Source organism: Streptomyces sp. AC555_RSS877, from assembly GCF_019049245.1.
Lineage (GTDB): Bacteria > Actinomycetota > Actinomycetes > Streptomycetales > Streptomycetaceae > Streptomyces.
On the sequence record NZ_JAGMUK010000221.1, the window covers coordinates 30,569 to 48,154 of the forward strand.

The following is a 17,586-nucleotide window of genomic DNA, read 5'->3' on the forward strand; positions in this document are numbered from 1 at the left end:
CCAGATACGGACTCCACGCCCCCGCGCCCCCCGATGCGGATGCGGTACCCCCTTCCGGGAGCTCAGCTGCCCCGTGTCAGCTGCCTCCCCCGCATCCGCCACCACCGCCGCAGGACGAGGACCCGCCACCGCAGGACGACGACGACCCGCTGCCGCAGGAGTGGCCGCCGGACGAGCCGCCGTCGTGCCGCGAGCCGCCGTCGGACGATCCCGAGCCGCCGTCACCGGTGGCGACGCCGCCGGCGACCCACCAGCTCGCGTCGCTGCCGCTGCTGCTGTGGTGGTTGCTGCCGCTCGACGACCGGCGGCCCCCACCACGGCCCGCCGGCCGTACCGCGGCGCGTCGGCGACTGTTGCCGACGGCGATGAAGACCCCGACAAGAACGAAGCAGACGATCGCCAGGATGATGCCGATGACCATGGCGCCACCCTCCTTCCGATTCCCCCGAAGCGGCCCCCCGTGGGCGCCTCGCTTGGTGCGTGCCGTGGAGATGCCCCTCCGCCACGCCCGCCAAAGCAGAGTTGAGGAAGTCCAGAGCTTGGGCGGAGGATGGCCGGCATGACCTCCAGCGCACGCCCCCTCCTCAACCGTCGGCTCGCCGAGTTCGGGACGACCATCTTCGCCGAGATGTCCGCCCTCGCCCTGAAGACCGGGGCGATCAACCTGGGCCAGGGCTTCCCCGACACGGACGGGCCCGAGGAGATCAGGGAGGCGGCCGTACGGGCGCTGCGCGACGGCCGCGGCAACCAGTACCCGCCGGGCCCGGGCGTCCCGGAGCTGCGTACGGCGATCGCCGAACACCAGGAACGCCGGTACGGCCTGTCGTACGACCCCGACACGGAGGTGCTGGTCACGGCCGGCGCCACCGAGGCCATCGCCGCCGCGCTGCTCGCGCTGGTCGAACCCGGTGACGAGGTCGTCGCCCTCGAGCCGTACTACGACTCGTACGCGGCCTGCATCGCGATGGCGGGCGGCACGCGCGTACCGGTGACGCTGCGCCCGCACGTCGACGAGGAGGGCGCCGCCTTCCGCCTCGACCTCGACGAGCTGCGCGCCGCCGTCACCGACCGCACCCGGCTGCTGCTGATCAACACCCCGCACAACCCGACCGGCACGGTCCTCACCCGTGCAGAGCTCACCGCGATCGCCGAGCTGGCCGTCGAGCGCGATCTGCTCGTGGTGACGGACGAGGTGTACGAGCACCTGGTCTTCGGCGAGGCCGAGCATGTGCCGCTGGCGACCTTCCCGGGGATGAGCGAGCGGACGGTGTCGATCGGCTCGGCCGGCAAGACGTTCTCGTTCACCGGCTGGAAGGTGGGCTGGGTGACCGGTACCGCAGAACTCGTCACCGCCGTCCGCTCGGCCAAGCAGTTCCTGACCTACGTGGCCTCCGGGCCCTTCCAGTACGCGGTCGCGGAGGCTTTGCGCCTGCCGGACAGCTACTTCGAGGAGTTCCGCGCCGATATGCGGGACAAGAGAGAACTGCTCGCGGACGGGCTGGAGCAGGCGGGCTTCAAGGTCTTCCGGCCGGCAGGCACGTACTTCATCACCACCGACATCCGCTCCCTCGGCGAGACCGACGGCTTCGCCTTCTGCCGCACCCTCCCCGAGCGAGCGGGTGTCGTCGCCATCCCGAACGCGGTCTTCTACGATCACAAGAAGACGGGGGCACCCTACGTCCGGTTCGCGTTCTGCAAGCGCATCGAGGTACTGGCGGACGCGGCGGAACGGCTCCGCAAGACATTCGCGCCCTGATCACCGTTCCTCGGGGCCGGTCGCCACATCCTCGTTACCCGCCGCACGTCACCCGCCCGGAACTTTCGCGCCAGAAGCCGCCCGGTCTCGAGCGTCATTCCGGCGCTTGCCGCACCACAGGAGTCGACGTACAGTTTCTTGTACGTGGAAGGAGGGTCGATCGTGAAGACCATGACGTATTCCGAGTCGCGCGCGCGGTACGCCGAGGTGCTCAACTCCGTCACCGACGACCGAGAAGAGGTCGTCATCACCCGGGCCGGGCATGAGCCGGTCGTCATCGTCTCGCTTGAAGACTACGAGTCGCTGAAGGAGACGGCGTACCTGCTACGGAGCCCGGCGAACGCCCGGCGCCTGCTCGCGTCCATCGACGAGTTGGAAAACGGCGGCGGCACCGTACGCGAACTGGCGACCGACGAGTAACGGCCGCGAATGAAGATCACCTTCTCCTCCCGCGCTTGGGAGGACTATCTGTGGTGGCAGCTTCAGGACCGGAAAATCCTGAAGCGCATCAACACACTTATCGCGGACATCGCCCAGAACGGCAACGAGGGCATCGGCAAACCGGAACCGCTCAAGCACGGATTCCAGGGCTACTGGTCGCGCCGCATCAACGACGAGCACCGACTGATCTACAAAGCCACCGAGGATGGCGTCCTGATCGCACAGTGCCGCTACCACTACGAGAGCTGAACGGACTCGACCGGATCGAGCACAGCCTCCGTCGGCCTCAGCGTCGCGTAGCGGTCAGCACGTCGGCACCTCATCCTCGACGCCGGGAGCCGACTTTGGTCGCGGACCTGCGCAAGTCGCTTGGCCGGCGCCTTGTCCCGAGCCCTCAGAAGCCGCCCTGCCGCCTCCAAACGGCCCCGGTGGCGGGGTGGCGGCAGCGCCACAGGTCGTCGGCGGCCTGTTCCAGCAGCGGCAGCACCGAGTCCCCCTCCTGTTCCCGGAACATGGCGAGTGGCCTCGTCCGCCACGCCGAGCGGGCCCCACAGATGGTCCACGAGCCTCCACAGCTGGAGTTCCGGGCCGTGTCCTTCGGGGATCTCACCACGGTCGGCCAGCGTGATCGCCGCGGTCTCGGCGCAGCCGGGGACCTGGGAGGCCGCGGCTTTGCGCAGGACCGCGAGCGCTCGCGGTTCATCGAGTTCCGCGAGCACCGGCGCGGCGGCAAGGCGGCGGAGGGCGGCATCGGCTTCCAGACCGGCGCAGGCGTCGATGAGCTGGACTGCGGCTGAGCCCTGGCCCCGATGACTAACCACCAGGCCGCACACGTGGAAGAAGCAGCCAGTGCGCACCCTGGACCTCAGCCCCTGAACTCAGGCGGCAAGGCACACCACTGCTCTGCGGTGGACACACATCAGGCCACCGGCTCAGCCGGCCGCACGGAGATCGTCCCCGGACCGGCAATCCCGGCAACGGCCGGGGTCCGCCGAGCGGAACCCCCGGTCGCAGCCGTCACAGTTCCGCATGGGCCCGATCGCCTTACGTACCGCGGGTTCTGCGCCTCTGGTGGCCGGTGCGGGCAACGGCGTTTCCTTGAGCCGGTAAGCGAGGATGCCGACCGGGCGGACCAGGAGGTTGTCCGGGAGTCCTGCGGTGAGGTGGTCCGTGATCTGTGTGGGCAGGAGGCCCGCCGCGAGCCACCGGGTGACGGCCGGGGCGAGGCGGGCGGCTTCCTGCGCGGACAGCACCAGGCGGGGGTCGACCCTGCGCAGGGCGGCCAGTACGGCGACGGCCCGTGGGTCGGCGTCGGCAAGCTGGACCGGTGTCTCCGCCTCGGCCTGGACGGGCGCGGCCACCATCTCCTCCACGCCCGCGGACGCGGGCGTGACCCTTGAGGCGGCGGACTGCTTTCGGGTCCGACGAGGCTTGGGCGGCTCGGGAGGCCCGTCCGGGTCCGGATCCGGGCCACCGCCGGGTACGTCGTAGAAGTACGTTCGGGTGCGGACCTGCCCGGCGGGCGTTCGCTCGCGGCGGCGCTCCAGGTATCCGGCCGCTTCCAAGTCCCTGAGCGCTCGCGAGATCAGGATCTCCCCCTCGCTGAAGTGCTCGCACAGGGCGGTGATGGTCACGGAGGAGCCGTCGGGCAGCGAGGAGATGTACGCCGCGACGCCGACCGTGACCGCACTGCCGCGCCGCTGGGCGAGGGCGTTGGAGATCACCGTGAAGTCGGCCGTCAGGCGGGTACGTACGTGGATCACGCCGGAGGTCGGAGCTCCGGCGTCGGCGCGCAGGCGCGCGTTAGACTGCGGGTCAGCCATCGGGAAGCGGGTTTCTTCCTGGTTGGTCAGGCCCTCGTTCGGGATTGCAGTCCCGGCCGGGGGCCGTATCTGTTTGCGGTTGTCGCGGCGAACGTAACCGCCCGTATCCCGCCCCTGCAAGCCGGTCACTCGGACGGGTGACGCGGGCTTCCTGGCGGGGAGGGTGGGTGGGCGGGTAGTTCTTTCTCCTGGTTCTTTCAGGAGGTCAGTGGCCCGCCGGACCCTCGCGGACAAGGGCCCGGGGATCCCGGAACGCGGACGGCGGCCGGGGGCCGGCCGCCTCAGGTACGGCGGTGCCCGGCCTTCAACTCGCCTATGAAGGCGGTCCAGGAGGCGGCCTCGAAGCAGAGCCCCGGACCGTGCGGGACCTTGCTGTCACGGACGGGGACGACGGCCCGGAACCCGTCGGCCACCTCCACGCAGTCGCCCCCCGCCTGATTGCTGTAGCTGCTCTTGCGCCACGCGGCGCCGTTCAGATCGGGACGGGAGATTCGAGCCACGGTAGTTGCCCTCCATCACGGACCGGATCATGTCGAGTGACATGAGCGGGGGCAGGGCTGCCGCCCGGAGCCGATCGTAAATCACCTTGAAGCGACTGACGTTGGCTGGTTCCTCGATGAGCTGGCCGTAGTCCGAACCCTCTGTGTAGGCCACTTCCGAGCCGTCCGGCAGGATCAGGATTGTCAGCGAGCCGCCCATCGCCTCGTGCCCGCCTTGGTCGAACGGCAGTACCTGCACGGTGACGTGACGTTCCGTAGCCGCGTCAAGCAGTCGCGCCAACTGCTTCCGCATCACGGCCTGGCCGCCGATCGGACGCCTCAGTACCGCCTCGTCCAGGATCACGCACAGCTCCGGCCGGTCGGGCGAACTCAGCCGTTCCTGCCGTCCCATACGTGCTGTGACCCGCTCCTCCAACTGCTCTTCGCCGTCCAGCAGGGCATCCAGGCTGAGAACCGCCCGCGCATAGTCCTCCGTCTGCAACAGCCCCGGCACCACATGAGCCGCGTACTGCCGGATGGCCACCGCCCGCTCCGCGTACTCCATGAACTTCCGCGACCAGTCCGGAAACGCCTCCCGGTACACGTACGGCCACAACTCGACCAGCAGATCGTCCGCGCCGAGTACCGCGTCCAGCGCACGCGCCAACTCCAGCGTCGGTTTCGCCCCGGACGCCCGCTCGATCTGCGTGATCCGGGTGCTCACCACGTGTGTTCTGGCGCCGAGTTCGGCCTGCGTCAGTCCGGCCGCCGTACGGAGCCTGCGTACCCGCGCGCCGAACAGCGCCGCCATGGACGCACTGGGGTCAATTCCGTTGGCCAAAGCGTCACTTCCGTTCCTTACGGGTGGAAAAGTAAGGCTGTGTCACCTGTCGAGCGTAGGGCGATCGGTCGATTCTTGAGCACGGAACGTGACGACTCGTGTACGTCGCGGGATGCCTCAGCTCGACAGACAAGGACGGACAAGCCGTGCTGACCAAAACGACCACGCCGGGAGACGACGAGGCACGCGAACTCCCCGCTTTGGCCGAGCAGTTCGTTTCCTCGCCACGAGGTGCGCAACTCGCCCGGAACCGTGCTGTCCGGCGCATGGAGGAGTGGGGCTACCCGCCGGCGTCGGACGCGTCGTGCACGGTCGGCCTCGTCGTCGGCGAACTCACCGCGAACGCCGTACAGCACGGCCGAGTCCGCGGACGCGACTTCGGTCTCCGGCTCACTCTCGACGCGGCGGCGGGCCTGGTTCGCATCGAGGTCGCGGACGCCGCCACCGCGAAGCGGCCACCCGCGGTCCCGCCCTCGTCGTCCCCCGAGGGTGAGTCCGGTCGGGGGCTGCTCCTGGTGGACGTCCTGGCTGTGCGCTGGGGGTCGGCGTCTCGCCGACCCGTAGGCAAGACGGTATGGGCGGAGGTAGCTGTCGAGGCGGCACTCACCCGTGAGAGCTGATGGCGGCGCAGCCGCCGTGCGGAGACCACCGGGGAGGGGCCGACCAGGTTTTCCACAGGCCGTGCACGGCGAGAGCCCGGCCCTGGCACGCGACCGTGGGGGTCGGCGCCCTGGCCGGGCTCTCTTTCGCCGCTACGGCGGCGGTACGGCGGTACAGGCCGTTACAGGCCCGGGGGGACCTACTCGTCCTCTTCGGGCTTCTCCGCGTCGTTGACCTCCTGCTCGAGGCCCAGCTGCTCGACGAGCCACTTGTCGAACTCGATGGCGGCCCGCACCCAGCTGACCGTGGAGGACACGAAGTGCTCCAGGCTGACGCCGGTGCCGATGAGCATCTGCGCCTCGCCGATCAGACGGACGGTGCCGTCGTCATGCGTGTGCGTGTAGACCTTGGGCCACAGGGTGCGCCGGTTCCAGTCGTCGATGGACTCCAGCAGCAGGGGCTTCTCGTCGATCTTGTGGGGGCGGTCGTAGAACGTCCGCACCGAGAAGACCTGCTGGTCTCCCTCACCACGGAACATGAAGTACGTACGGAACTGCTCCCACGGCGCCGCGAGGTCACCCTCGTCGTCGACGACATACTTCAGCTCCATCTGGTCGAGGAGCTGCTTCACGAGGTCCTGATCCGGGACGACGGGGCCCGCCGGAGCTGACGGCTGCGGCTCGGGCTGGCCCCCGAAGTTCGGAATCGAGGACGGGTCGATGGTCACCGTGATTTTCCCTTCGTACGGATCCTGCCATCCTCCCCCATGCGGGGAGGGGGGTGGCAAGCCCAGGCGAGTCTGTGAGCCTCGGGCTGACATGATCCGGTCAGCAGGAAGCAGGTACAGGAAGCAGGTACTGACCGGTACCCGACGGAGGGGAACTCATGACGCGGAGCGGCGACGAACCCGTGACGGAGCCGAGGACGCCCGGCAGGACCCGCTGGGGCGTGTTCGCGGCGATCATGGCGTTACCGGCCCTGCTGGTGGCGGGAGTGCCCGTGTTGCTCGCCCTGTGGCTGTCCACGGACGACACCGCACGGACGGGGGTCGAGAAGGCACCCTGCGCCGACGCGCTGGCCTTCGGCGGGGCGAAGCTGCCCTCCGGCGCGGACGACGCCGCCTGCGAGGTGCAGTCCGGCATCGACACCCGCTACGACGCCCGCTTCCGTATGCCCCGCGACCAGGTGCGGGACTGGCTGGCGGCCACGTACCGGGGCGGGCCCGAGCCGCGGACGTCGCAGTGCGCCGAGGCCACGGCCGACCTCTGCCTGAACCTGGGCCCCGGGGAGTTCGGCGACCACGGCGCCGTACAGGTGGACATCACTCACGACGGGCCGGACTGGTCCCGGGTGCGGTTCGTGGCGTTCACAGTGTGACCGTGACCGTGACCGCCGTGACCATGACCCGGGCAGGGGCCGGGGAGACCGGCATCCCCGCCCGTGGCGTCCGTCCGCCCACCGTGACAGTGCCTTGTCAGAGCGTCTTGTCCGTCGACGGCCCGACGATCAAGCCCTCCCCGAACACGTCCACCCGGACGGTGTCGCCGTCCTTGACCTCGCCGGAAAGGATCTCCTTGGCGAGGCGGTCGCCGATGGCGGTCTGCACGAGGCGGCGCAGCGGGCGGGCGCCGTAGGCCGGGTCCATGCCCTCGGTCGCGAGCCAGACCAGGGCCTCGTCGCTGACCTCAAGGGTGAGGCGGCGTTCGGCCAGCCGCTGGGTGAGGTGGCCGATCTGGAGGCGGGCGATCCGGCTCAGCTCGTCCTTCGACAGGGCCGAGAAGACGACCAGGTCGTCGAGCCGGTTCAGGAACTCCGGCTTGAAGGATGACCGGACCACCTCCAGCACCTGCTCCTTCTTCTCCGCCTCGCTCCTGATCGGGTCGACCAGGAACTGGCTGCCCAGGTTCGAGGTGAGGACCAGGATCGTGTTGCGGAAGTCCACCGTCCGGCCCTGGCCGTCCGTCAGGCGGCCGTCGTCCAGCACCTGGAGGAGGATGTCGAAGACCTCGGGGTGCGCCTTCTCGACCTCGTCGAGCAGGACGACGCTGTACGGCCGGCGCCGCACCGCCTCCGTGAGCTGGCCGCCCTCCTCGTAGCCGACGTAGCCGGGGGGCGCGCCGACGAGCCGCGACACGGTGTGCTTCTCGCCGTACTCGCTCATGTCGATGCGGACCATGGCCCGCTCGTCGTCGAAGAGGAAGTCGGCGAGTGCCTTGGCGAGTTCGGTCTTGCCGACTCCGGTGGGGCCGAGGAAGAGGAACGAGCCGGTGGGGCGGTCGGGATCCGCGATGCCGGCCCGGCTGCGCCGTACGGCGTCCGACACGGCCTGTACGGCCTCCGTCTGGCCGATGAGGCGACGGCCCAGCTCCTCCTCCATGCGCAGGAGTTTCTGCGTCTCGCCCTCCAGGAGGCGCCCGGCGGGGATGCCGGTCCAGGCGGCCACGGTGTCGGCGATGTCGTCGGCGCCGACCTCCTCCTTGACCATGGTGTCCTTGGCGGCCTCCTCCTCGGCCTGCGAGGCGACTTCCAAGTCCCGTTCCAGGGTGGGGATCTCGCCGTACAGCAGCATGGACGCGGTGTCGAAGTCGCCGTCGCGCTGGGCGCGTTCGGCCTGCCCGCGCAGCTCGTCGAGCTTCTCCTTCAGCTCACCGACCCGGTTGAGGGACTGCTTCTCCTTCTCCCAGCGGGCGGTCAGGCCGCGCAGCTCCTCCTCCTTGTCGGCGAGATCGCGGCGCAGCCGCTCCAGGCGCTCGCGCGAGGCCGGGTCGGTCTCCTTGACCAGCGCGAGCTCCTCCATCTTCAGCCGGTCGACGGCGCGCTGGAGTTCGTCGATCTCCAGGGGCGAGGAGTCGATCTCCATGCGGAGGCGGGAGGCCGCCTCGTCGACCAGGTCGATGGCCTTGTCGGGCAGGAAGCGGGAGGTGATGTACCGGTCGGAGAGGGTCGCGGCCGCGACCAGCGCGCTGTCCGCGATCACCACCTTGTGGTGGGCCTCGTAGCGCCCCTTGAGGCCGCGCAGGATGGCGATGGTGTCCTCGACGCTCGGCTCGGCGACCAGCACCTGCTGGAAGCGGCGCTCCAGCGCCGGGTCCTTCTCGATCCGCTCGCGGTACTCGTCCAGGGTCGTGGCGCCGACCATGCGCAGCTCACCCCGCGCGAGCATGGGCTTGAGCATGTTGCCGGCGTCCATCGAGGAGTCCCCGCCGGCGCCGGCGCCCACGACGGTGTGCAGTTCGTCGATGAAGGTGATGATCTGGCCGTCGGAGTCCTTGATCTCCGCGAGGACGGTCTTCAGCCGCTCCTCGAACTCGCCGCGGTACTTTGCCCCGGCCACCATGGCGCTGACATCGAGCGCGACGAGCCGCTTGTTCTTGAGGGACTCGGGCACGTCGCCCTTCACGATCCGCTGGGCGAGCCCTTCGACCACGGCGGTCTTGCCGACGCCGGGCTCGCCGATGAGCACGGGGTTGTTCTTGGTCCGCCGGGACAGCACCTGCACCACCCGGCGGATCTCCTGGTCCCGCCCGATGACGGGATCGAGCTTGCCTTCCCGCGCGGCGGCGGTGAAGTCGGTCCCGAACTTCTCCAGGGCCTTGTACTGGCCCTCGGGATCGGCGGTGGTCACGCGGCGTCCTCCCCTTGCCTTCTGGAAGGCCTCCGACAGCTTCTTCGCGGTGGCCCCCTGCCCGGAGAGTACGTCGCCGGCCGGGCCGCCCTTCGCGGCGATGCCGATGAGCAGGTGCTCGGTGGAGAGGTATTCGTCCCCGAGGTCCTTGGCCCGCTCCTGGGCGTCCGCGATCACGGCGAGCAGCTCGCGGTTGGGCTGCGGGGGCGCGACGGTGGATCCGGTCACGCTGGGCAGCGACGCGATCGCCTTCTCCGCGCCGGCCCGCACGGCGGCCTGGTCGGCGTCGACGGCGGCCAGCAGATCGACGATGTTCTCGTTGTCCTGCCCCTGGAGCAGGGCAAGGAGCAGGTGGGCCGGGGTGAGGTCGGGATGTCCCTCGGTCACGGCCCGGTTGCCGGCCGCGTTGATGGCGTCCCGGCTCCGGTTGGTCAGCTCGGCGTCCACGTTCGCTGTCTCCTCCTCCTGGCGTCCTTGCGTCAGCCGTCCCGTCACACTGACTCAATCAACGTACACAAACTTGAGTCTATTCCACTCAAGGTGGCCACGGGGAGGTTCCGGACGGCTAGGTTCGGTTCATGGCCGCACATCCCCAGGACCCGGGTGCCCCGGACGCGTCATACCTCAGCTTCTGGCGCGAACGGCACCTGTGCACGCTGACGACACCCCGCCCCGACGGCAGCCCGCACGTGGTGCCGGTCGGAGTGACATACGACCCCGAGAGCCGACTTGCTCGGGTGATCGCGGACAGGGCAAGCACGAAAGTGCGCAACATCCTGGCGGCGGGGCCGGCGGGCGCCCGGGTCGCGGTCTGCCAGGTCGCCGGCCGCCGCTGGGCCACGCTGGAGGGCCGGGCGTTCGCGCGCACGGGGCCGGAACAGGTCGCGGAGGCGGAGCGCCGCTACGAGGAGCGCTACGGACACCCACCGCGCCCGAACCCGACGCGCGTGGCGATCGAGATCCAGCTGACGCGGGCGATGGGGCGGGGCTGAGAAGGCCGCGAGGCCGAAAAGGACCGGGCGAAGCGGGCTCCGGAGGCCCTGGAGACCCGCCAGGACCCTCACAGAGCCGCCGGGACCCGCCCCGCACGCAAAATCGATCAGTTTCAGCCACTCACCGATTCGCCCGATACCTGGAAATGTCCCCAAACTGCAGCGGCGTCACCGTGTTCAGGTCACGGTGACGCCGCTGCGGGGGGAAGCGCCTGCGCGATCTGTTACGACGGGGGAATCGCGTCAGGCACTGCGGGGGGTGGCTGAGATGGTTCGTTGGGGCGGAGCGTCCTGCTCCACCAGTCGATGGTCCCGCTGGTCCAGGTTCACAAAGATCATTCCGTACCGGATGGCACACCGCACGGGCTGCGGCGCACCCCGGGGCCGCCGCAGGCACCGATAGGCCCGTACGTCCTCGTCCTCGTCCCGCGTCACGACGACCGGCTCACCGAAGACGGTCACCATCAACGAGTCACCGGCGTGGGGGATCGCGGTGACCAGGTCGATGAAGTGCCATCCCGAGCGGTAGGCGGTGGCCATTTCGCGGCGGAAGGAGCGGTCGTCGGGTGGAGTGGTCATGACTCGGCGGCCCAGGTGCTGTCGTCCATGCCCCATGTGCTGTCGGCCGGGGCGTCGGACGCCGCCACCACCACCCACGTACTGTCGCCGGGCGGGGCGGCAGTCGCGGCACGCGTGCTCCAGGCGCTGTCCGTCGGGACGTCGCTCCTGGTCTCCGCAAGGCCACTCAGCGTCCCGAAAGCCACAACAGCGGAGAAGGCGGCGGCAAGCGCCGAGCGAAGCATTCTCTTACGCATAGTCGGCTTCGTCCTCATTTGAAGGTCACCTCTCCCCCGTCGACTACGACGATGGCGCATTTGGGCACGTCATGGCCACACAATCGATGCATCATGTTCCTGCACGTTCAGGACCCTGGGGGGTGGAGATTTGATAACAAGCGCGACTAAGCGGACACATCCTCACGCGCTGACTGCACTGTGCGAGGAGGGTCGCCGTCTCTATGAGAACGCTCTCCGCACCGGACGCATCGCCCGTGCGGACGTCGAGCCCGCTCCGTGCTTGATGGAGTTCGCCCTCCTTCATCCCGATCCGGACGACGCGAACTGGCTGCGCCCCGTGCCTCCGTCGATCGCCCTGGCACAGCGGCTCAACCCGATCGAGCACGAGATCACTCAGCGCAGGCGGGAGTCGATCGAACTCGCCGACGCTTTCGAGCCGTTCATGGCCCTCAGCGCCCAGGCGACGGCGTCCACGCACTCCATCACGGTGCTGGAGGGCATCGACCGGATCAACGCTGCGCTCGACCTGGCCACCGCCCAATGCCACACCGAGATGCTCACGGTCCAACCGAGCCGCCGCCGGCTCGAGCACACCCTCGCCCAAGGGCTGGAGCGTGACAGGCCGTTGATCGAAAGAGGCTGCCGCATCCGGACCCTCTACCAGCACACCGCCCGTCACAGTCCCGAGACGCTGGCCTACGTGGCCCGGTTCTCCGACGGCAAGGTCGAATACCGCACCATCGACGAACTGGTGGAGCGGCTGATCATCTGCGACGAGACCGTGGCCTTCATCCCGACGCGTGACGACGGGCAGGTCGCCCTCGAACTGCGTCACCCCGGGCTCGTCCGCTACCTGATCAAGGTCTTCGAGTTCATGTGGGGCCGCGCGGTTCCGCTGAGCGCCGGCGCACCCTACGAAACCGCCCCCGACGGCATCACGGACATCCAGCACTCCATCGCCAAGCTCCTCATCGAGGGCCATGTCGACGAGGCCATAGCCCGACGCCTGGGGATGAACGTCCGCACGTGCCGCGCTCACATCGCCAAACTCGCCTCGGCCCTCGGCAGCGGGAGCCGTGCCCAACTCGGCTTCCTCATAGCGCAGTCGGGCATTTTGCAGCAGGATGCCTGACTCCCGCCGGAGGAAACCGGAAGAAGAGGGTCACGCGTGACGACATCGACGCACCGGCACGGGCCGGAGGAACTGTGCCCAGCGGGTCTCGAACTGTACGGTCGCGCCCTGCGCGAAGGCCGCCTCCCGGAGCACGAGGCGGACCCGGTGCCCTGTCTGCTCCGCGTCGGGCTGCTCCGGCCCGACCTCGACGACACGCGGTGGCTGCGTCCCGTCGCCCCCACCGTGGCCTTGCCGCGGCTGCTGCGCGGCATCGCCGAGGACATCGCCCGGCGCAGACAGGCCGAAACCCTCCTGGCCCAGGCGTTCGAGCCGCTCATGGCACTCGGCATCGGACACCCGGACCCGACGGAAGCCGCGGGGACAACCCTGCTCAGCGGCTCCGAACAGATCGACGAGGCCATCCGACAGGCCATGCTGCGGTCGTCCGACGAGGTGCTGACCATCCAGCCGGGCGGAAAGCGGCCCGTTTCCTCGCTCGCCCTCGCCTTCCCCAAAGAGCAGGAGATCCTCGCCCGGGGCGCCCGTATGCGCACCCTCTACCAGCACACCTCGCGCCACGACCCGGCCGTCCTCGCCCACTACGAACTCCTGGACGGCGACGTCGAGGTCCGCACCCTCGACGAAGTCCCCGAACGTCTCATCGTGCTCGACCGTGATGTCGCCTTCATCCCCGCCAACCCGGACCGCACGATCGCCGTCGAGGTCCGCCACCGTCCCCTGGTCACCTACCTCGCCACCACCTTCGACCGCCTCTGGCACCTGGCCACGCCGATGTACCCCCAGGCGGTCCAGCAGCCCACCCTGAACGGCATCACCCCCCGCCAGCGCGCCATAGCCGCCCTCCTCGTGGAGGGCCACACCGACGCCGTCATCGCCGACCGCCTCGGCCTGAACATCCGCACCGCCCGCGAGCACATCGCCAAACTCGCCTCCACCCTCGGCAGCGAGAGCAGGGCGCAGCTCGGCTACCTCATCGGACGGGCCGGGATTCTTGATCAGGAAGGCTGAGGGCACCCGGCACGAATCCCGGCTCGGCACCCGACCCCACGTCGGCGGGGTGGGACGTACCGTCCAGACCCACCTGCGCGATACGGACGCCCAGTTGCGTACGGCTGGCCGCGCCCAGCGTCTCCGACAGCCGCGCGATGTGCGCCCGGCACGTACGGACGCTTATCCCCAGCCGCTCCGCGATCACCGCGTCCTGATGCCCCTCCGCGAGCAGCGCCGCGATGGACTGCTCCCGGTGCGAGATGCCCTCGATGCCGGTGTCGGGCAGGGGGGCGGTCAGCGGGATCGCGAGGCGCCAGAGGCGTTCGAAGACCGTGCCCAGGTACTCCACGAGCGCGGGGTGGCGTAGTTCGAGGGCCAGCGTGCGGTCCGCGTTCGCCGGGATGAACGCCACCGTGCGGTCGAAGAGGATCAGGCGGTCGATGACCTCGTCGAGGGTGCGCGCCTGGACCGCGCCGCCCATCAGCTCCAGGTAGTTGAGCAGGCCCTGACCGTGCCGGGCCACGTGCGTGTACAGATCGCGCATGCGAACGCCCCGGCCGCGCAGTGCCAGCGCCCGGTGCAGACCCTCCGTCAGTTCGTGCTCGGGACGGATGCCGCCGGGCTGGACGGTCAGGACCTCCGTCGTGCAGGCCTCCGTCGCCTCGTCCATCGCCGCCTGGATGCGGGAGAGGCCGTCGAGGACGCGGATCGCGCCGCCCTCGGCGGATGCCGCCTGCGGTTGTGGGCCGAGGCCCGCGTACCACTCGAAGGCCGCCACCGCCGAACCCACCCGCCGCTGGCTCGCGCTGACCTCGTCGTACAGGCCGCGCAGCAGCCGCGTCATGACCTCCTGGGGTGCCGTCGGCACCAGCCAGTCCATGTCGTCGGGGTCCGGGTGCAGCAGGGCCAGCTCCAGCAGACAGGGCACCGGCCCGGCATCCTCGCGCGGCACGCGGCCCCGCCGCACGGCCCGGGAGTACACGCGGTCCCCGGCGTCGCACAGTCGGTCGGCACCGTGTGGATGCTCCTCCGCCCCGTGCCCGGCCATCGCCCGTCCCACCCCCGGTTCCAGCGCCTTTTGCAGCGCAACTATGCGCGGACCGGACCGGCTGCGCAACACGGCTCCCCCCTTCTCGGCAGGGAGAAAACACCGGTTTGCCCCACTGACTCCACGCCTCCGCCGGTCGGGTTGCAACAACCTGACGGGGGTGTCCCGTACCCGCCGGGCGCACGGTGGAACCCGTACCACCGGCAGCCTCGGGGGCGGCCGGGCGGAATCTGCCCCGCTCGGCGTGCCCCACCCGCCCCCGACGCCACGCCGATCCCACCCGCCCCCGACGCCACGCCGATCCCGCCCGCACCCGCGAGAGCTGCCGGAAATCACGCAGTGATCAGCGCGTTACCAACCCCACTTAACGTCAGGCCATGGCGGACATATTTGACGCATACGCGTTGGCCGACGCGTGGGACGAGATGTTTGAGCGGCCGGGTGAGGTCAGGACCGCCTATGAGCCGGTGCTGGCGGCGCTGCAGCCGATCGAGCCGAGCGAACTGCGCTTCCGGGCCGACCAGATGGCCCGGGCGTTCACCGACCGTGGGGTGACCTACGCCTTCGCGGGTGAGGAGCGGCCGTGGCCGCTGGACCTCGTGCCCAGGATCCTGGACGCCCTGGAGTGGGATCTCATACAGCGCGGGGTGAGTCAGAGAGTCAGGGCCCTGGAGGCCTATCTCACCGACGCCTACGGGCCCGCCCGTGCCTTCGAGGACGGTGTCGTGCCCTGGCGGCTGCTCCTCAGCTCCCCCCACTTCCACCGCGCGGCCCACGGCGTCGAACCGCCGGGCGGTGTCCGCATCCACGTCGCCGGCATCGACCTCGTACGGGACGAGGCGGGCGACTTCCGGGTCCTGGAGGACAACGTCCGGGTGCCCAGCGGGGTTTCGTACGTCATCGAGAACCGGCGGGCGATGACCCGGATCTTCCCGTCCCTCTTCGCCGAGCAGCACGTCGTGCCCGTCGACGGGTACGCCCAGCGCCTGCTCGCCGCCCTGCGGGCCGCCGCGCCCGACGGCACCACGGATCCGCGGGTGGTCGTCCTGACCCCGGGGCCGAGCAACGCCGCCTACTTCGAACACGCCCTGCTCGCCCGCCTGATGGGCGTCCAGCTGGTCGAGGGGCACGACCTCGTCTGCCGCGGCAACCGGGTGGGGATGCGGACGACCCGCGGCGAGGTACCCGTCCATGTCGTATACCGGCGCCTGGACGACGACTTCCTCGATCCGCTCCACTTCCGCCCCGATTCGGTGATCGGCTGCCCCGGCATCATGGGCGCCGCCCTCGCGGGCAACGTGACCCTCGCCAACGCCGTCGGCAACGGCATCGCGGACGACAAGCTGCTCTACACGTACGTCCCCGACCTGATCCGCTACTACCTCTCCGAAGAACCGATTCTCCCCAACGTGGAGTCCTTCCGGCCGGACGAACCCGGCCAACTCGACGCCGTCCTCGACCAGATCGACCAGCTGGTCATCAAGCCGGTCGACGGCGCCGGCGGCCAGGGCATCGTCATCGGCCCGAAGGCCGACCGCGAGACCCTCGAACGCACCCGCGCGGCCGTCATCGCCGACCCCCGCGGCTTCATCGCCCAGCGGCCCGTCGCCCTGTCCACCTCCCCCACTCTCGCCGGGGAACGTATGGCGCCACGCCACATAGATCTACGGCCCTTCGCCGTCAACGACGGCAACGACGTCTGGGTCCTGCCCGGCGGCCTCACCCGGGTCGCCCTCCAGGAGGGCAACCTCATCGTCAACTCCAGCCAGGGCGGCGGCTCCAAGGACACCTGGGTGCTCGCCGAGGGGCACGCGCGGCGACCGGCAGCACCGACAGCGGCACTGCCCGACGTCGCCCCGCGTCAGCTCGGTCCCGGCGGTACCCCCGCCGACGTTCAGGAAGGGGCACAGCAATAAGGGCGCGGCAGCATTGAACCCTCCCCCTCGAAAGCGAGGGGGAGTCCTGGCTCACACTGCTCGGCCGCTCAGCGAACGGTCGAGTCCTACGCGATCAGCGCCAGCCGGGTTGGAACCAGCCCGGTTTCCCCACGGAATGGAGGTTGCTGTGCTGGCTTGGCTCTCGCTCAGCACGTCTCGACCCTACCCGGCGTGTGAGCGGGGGGCCCAGTGAACGACGTGATTCTCTCCCGTATCGCCGAATCCCTGACCTGGACCGGCCGTTACGTCGAGCGCGCGGACAACACCGGCCGCATCCTCGACGCCTACCTGCACCGCATGCTGGAGGACCCCTGGCGCGACGAGGACGTGGCCTGCCGGTCGCTGTACGCGATCCTCGGCGTCGACGCGGGCGAGCCGCGCGTCGACATGCAGCAGGTCCTGGACCAGCTGGCCTTCGACGCCCGCTCCACCTGCTCCATCGAGGGCGCGCTCGGCGCTGCCCGGCTCAACGCCCGCAGCGCCCGCGAGGCGGTCTCCTCCGAGATGTGGGAGTGCCTCAACTCCACCTGGCACGCCCTGGCCGACCAACGGCTCGCGGCCCGCCGTACCGGCCCGTACGCCTACCTGGAACTGGTACGCCGCCGGGCGGCCCTCTTCTTCGGCCTGGCCGACTCCACCATGAGCCGCGACGACAGCTGGCGTTTCGTCGTCCTGGGCCGGAGCCTGGAACGGGTGGACATGACCGTACGACTGCTGTCCGTGCGCGTACTCGACGCGGCGCACGCGCCCGACTGGCCGACCCTGCTCAGCGCGTCCGGCGCCGACGAGGCGTACGCGCGCGTGCACAGCGGCTTCGGCGACACCTCACGGGTGGCCGAATTCCTGCTCATGGACCGGGAGTTCCCGCGCTCGGCGCTGCACGCCCTGACGACGGCGGAGGAGTGCCTGGCCGCGCTCGGCCGCCCCCGCCAGGACCCGGCGCGCCGCCCGATCGGCCGGATGCGCACCCGCCTGGAGTACCTCGACTCGCAGGCCATGGAAGACCAACTCCCGGCCCTACTACGGGATTTGCAGCAGTCCTGCATGGCATCCGCCGACGGAGTGGCCGAGCGGTTCTTCCCCTACCAGGGCCCCGTCGAGTGGGCCCAGGAAGGAGCCTGA

Annotated in this window: 20 protein-coding genes; 11 read left to right on the forward strand and 9 right to left on the reverse strand. The window is 70.0% G+C overall.

The features are described 5' to 3' along the window. Positions 1 to 76 precede the first annotated feature (76 nt). Positions 77 to 421 carry a hypothetical protein gene (locus KUM49_RS45275; protein WP_217242827.1) on the reverse strand — a complete coding sequence of 115 codons (345 nt, stop codon included), beginning with the start codon at positions 419 to 421 and terminating at the stop codon, positions 77 to 79. Between the two features lie 129 nt (positions 422 to 550). On the opposite strand from KUM49_RS45275, the gene KUM49_RS45280 reads away from it, so the two are divergent. The 4 genes from KUM49_RS45280 (at position 551) to KUM49_RS45295 (ending at position 2,994) form a co-directional block, all read left to right on the forward strand. Beyond that, positions 551 to 1,756: a pyridoxal phosphate-dependent aminotransferase gene (locus tag KUM49_RS45280; RefSeq protein ID WP_217242828.1), complete on the forward strand. Its 1,206-nt coding sequence runs from the start codon at positions 551 to 553 to the stop codon at positions 1,754 to 1,756. A gap of 162 nt (positions 1,757 to 1,918) precedes the next feature. Beyond that, on the forward strand, positions 1,919 to 2,176 hold the full coding sequence (locus KUM49_RS45285; protein ID WP_037676836.1) for a type II toxin-antitoxin system Phd/YefM family antitoxin: 258 nt from the start codon (positions 1,919 to 1,921) through the stop codon (positions 2,174 to 2,176). Positions 2,177 to 2,185: 9 nt separating this feature from the next. Beyond that, complete coding sequence (locus tag KUM49_RS45290; RefSeq protein WP_217242829.1) at positions 2,186 to 2,446, forward strand: Txe/YoeB family addiction module toxin; 261 nt, start codon at positions 2,186 to 2,188, stop codon at positions 2,444 to 2,446. A 263-nt stretch (positions 2,447 to 2,709) separates the two neighbouring features. Then, positions 2,710 to 2,994 carry a hypothetical protein gene (locus KUM49_RS45295; RefSeq protein ID WP_217242830.1) on the forward strand — a complete coding sequence of 95 codons (285 nt, stop codon included), beginning with the start codon at positions 2,710 to 2,712 and terminating at the stop codon, positions 2,992 to 2,994. Positions 2,995 to 3,129: 135 nt separating this feature from the next. Here KUM49_RS45295 and KUM49_RS45300 read toward each other — a convergent pair whose 3' ends face one another. The 3 genes from KUM49_RS45300 to KUM49_RS45305 all read right to left on the reverse strand — a co-directional run bounded on the left by KUM49_RS45300 (position 3,130) and on the right by KUM49_RS45305 (position 5,310). Continuing rightward, entirely contained in the window at positions 3,130 to 4,020 is an 891-nt protein-coding gene (locus KUM49_RS45300) for a hypothetical protein (RefSeq protein WP_217242831.1), read from the reverse strand. A 281-nt stretch (positions 4,021 to 4,301) separates the two neighbouring features. Then, the gene (locus KUM49_RS49560; RefSeq protein ID WP_308407017.1) at positions 4,302 to 4,439 is read right to left on the reverse strand and encodes a DUF397 domain-containing protein; all 138 of its coding nucleotides are present in this window, start codon (positions 4,437 to 4,439) and stop codon (positions 4,302 to 4,304) included. Then, positions 4,396 to 5,310: a helix-turn-helix transcriptional regulator gene (locus KUM49_RS45305; RefSeq protein WP_217242832.1), complete on the reverse strand. Its 915-nt coding sequence runs from the start codon at positions 5,308 to 5,310 to the stop codon at positions 4,396 to 4,398. Before KUM49_RS45305 ends, KUM49_RS49560 begins: the two co-directional genes overlap by 44 nt. A gap of 176 nt (positions 5,311 to 5,486) precedes the next feature. On the opposite strand from KUM49_RS45305, the gene KUM49_RS45310 reads away from it, so the two are divergent. Continuing rightward, positions 5,487 to 5,960, forward strand: a complete 474-nt coding sequence (locus KUM49_RS45310; protein ID WP_217242833.1) for an ATP-binding protein — start codon at positions 5,487 to 5,489, stop codon at positions 5,958 to 5,960. A gap of 179 nt (positions 5,961 to 6,139) precedes the next feature. On the opposite strand, the gene KUM49_RS45315 is transcribed toward KUM49_RS45310, so the two are convergent. Beyond that, entirely contained in the window at positions 6,140 to 6,667 is a 528-nt protein-coding gene (locus KUM49_RS45315) for a YbjN domain-containing protein (RefSeq protein ID WP_217242834.1), read from the reverse strand. A 158-nt stretch (positions 6,668 to 6,825) separates the two neighbouring features. On the opposite strand from KUM49_RS45315, the gene KUM49_RS45320 reads away from it, so the two are divergent. After that, complete coding sequence (locus KUM49_RS45320) at positions 6,826 to 7,317, forward strand: hypothetical protein (RefSeq protein WP_217242835.1); 492 nt, start codon at positions 6,826 to 6,828, stop codon at positions 7,315 to 7,317. A 97-nt stretch (positions 7,318 to 7,414) separates the two neighbouring features. Here KUM49_RS45320 and clpB read toward each other — a convergent pair whose 3' ends face one another. After that, positions 7,415 to 10,012: an ATP-dependent chaperone ClpB gene (clpB, locus tag KUM49_RS45325; RefSeq protein WP_217242836.1), complete on the reverse strand. Its 2,598-nt coding sequence runs from the start codon at positions 10,010 to 10,012 to the stop codon at positions 7,415 to 7,417. A gap of 131 nt (positions 10,013 to 10,143) precedes the next feature. Between clpB and KUM49_RS45330 the strand changes: the two genes are divergently transcribed. After that, positions 10,144 to 10,557, forward strand: coding sequence for a pyridoxamine 5'-phosphate oxidase family protein (locus KUM49_RS45330; protein ID WP_217242837.1), 414 nt, complete (start codon positions 10,144 to 10,146; stop codon positions 10,555 to 10,557). A gap of 243 nt (positions 10,558 to 10,800) precedes the next feature. Here KUM49_RS45330 and KUM49_RS45335 read toward each other — a convergent pair whose 3' ends face one another. Continuing rightward, on the reverse strand, positions 10,801 to 11,136 hold the full coding sequence (locus KUM49_RS45335; protein WP_217242838.1) for a hypothetical protein: 336 nt from the start codon (positions 11,134 to 11,136) through the stop codon (positions 10,801 to 10,803). After that, positions 11,133 to 11,372 carry a hypothetical protein gene (locus KUM49_RS45340; RefSeq protein ID WP_254402777.1) on the reverse strand — a complete coding sequence of 80 codons (240 nt, stop codon included), beginning with the start codon at positions 11,370 to 11,372 and terminating at the stop codon, positions 11,133 to 11,135. The genes KUM49_RS45335 and KUM49_RS45340 overlap by 4 nt, the downstream gene beginning before the upstream one ends. Positions 11,373 to 11,541: 169 nt before the next feature. Between KUM49_RS45340 and KUM49_RS45345 the strand changes: the two genes are divergently transcribed. Both KUM49_RS45345 and KUM49_RS45350 read left to right on the forward strand, forming a co-directional pair. After that, positions 11,542 to 12,486 (forward strand): helix-turn-helix transcriptional regulator, encoded by a 945-nt coding sequence (locus KUM49_RS45345; RefSeq protein ID WP_254402795.1) that lies wholly within the window; start codon positions 11,542 to 11,544, stop codon positions 12,484 to 12,486. A gap of 36 nt (positions 12,487 to 12,522) precedes the next feature. After that, complete coding sequence (locus KUM49_RS45350; protein WP_217242840.1) at positions 12,523 to 13,497, forward strand: helix-turn-helix transcriptional regulator; 975 nt, start codon at positions 12,523 to 12,525, stop codon at positions 13,495 to 13,497. On the opposite strand, the gene KUM49_RS45355 is transcribed toward KUM49_RS45350, so the two are convergent. Then, entirely contained in the window at positions 13,460 to 14,527 is a 1,068-nt protein-coding gene (locus KUM49_RS45355; RefSeq protein ID WP_217243037.1) for a helix-turn-helix transcriptional regulator, read from the reverse strand. The genes KUM49_RS45350 and KUM49_RS45355 overlap by 38 nt on opposite strands. A gap of 377 nt (positions 14,528 to 14,904) precedes the next feature. On the opposite strand from KUM49_RS45355, the gene KUM49_RS45360 reads away from it, so the two are divergent. Both KUM49_RS45360 and KUM49_RS45365 read left to right on the forward strand, forming a co-directional pair. Continuing rightward, the gene (locus tag KUM49_RS45360; protein WP_217242841.1) at positions 14,905 to 16,443 is read left to right on the forward strand and encodes a circularly permuted type 2 ATP-grasp protein; all 1,539 of its coding nucleotides are present in this window, start codon (positions 14,905 to 14,907) and stop codon (positions 16,441 to 16,443) included. A gap of 210 nt (positions 16,444 to 16,653) precedes the next feature. Next, positions 16,654 to 17,586 carry an alpha-E domain-containing protein gene (locus KUM49_RS45365; protein ID WP_217242842.1) on the forward strand — a complete coding sequence of 311 codons (933 nt, stop codon included), beginning with the start codon at positions 16,654 to 16,656 and terminating at the stop codon, positions 17,584 to 17,586.